The organism is Klebsiella sp. HN106, assembly GCF_051209435.1.
GTDB classification, from domain to species: domain Bacteria; phylum Pseudomonadota; class Gammaproteobacteria; order Enterobacterales; family Enterobacteriaceae; genus Klebsiella; species Klebsiella oxytoca.
This window is the reverse complement of record NZ_JBLURD010000132.1, coordinates 1-379: the sequence shown is the minus strand read 5'-3', so window position 1 is coordinate 379 and position 379 is coordinate 1. Positions and strand designations below refer to the sequence as shown.

General features: G+C 59.9%; 1 pseudogene. It reads right to left on the bottom strand.

The window, feature by feature from the left end:
- Positions 1-66: 66 nt before the first annotated feature.
- Positions 67-379 (bottom strand): annotated as a pseudogene (locus ACSIPU_RS30655) (BamA/TamA family outer membrane protein); the annotation flags it as partial.

Below are 379 nucleotides of genomic sequence, written 5' to 3'. Positions count from 1 at the left end.
CATGAAAATTAAAACGCAGCAGCCCTGGCAAGAGGCGATAAGAGAGAAAAAGAAGGGGAGGACGCGTTAAAACGCTTCGCCGACCTGGAAGTAAAAGCCGCTGCTGCCTTTGCCGATACCGTAGTCGAGGCGAACATTAACGCGAGGTTTGAATTCAAAGCGGTAGCCAACGCCCGCCGAAGGCAGCCAGCGGCCATTATTCAGCGACGACAGTGAGGGCCCCATGGTTCCCGCCCCGGCCCAGGCGACAATCCCGTGCCGCCAGGTGAGCTGCCGGCGGTATTCCAGCTGGCCGCTGACGACGTTTTTATCCCGGTAGCGCCCCTGGTAGTAGCCGCGCATCCGTTCATCGCTGCCGAGCAGCGGCATCATGCTCCAC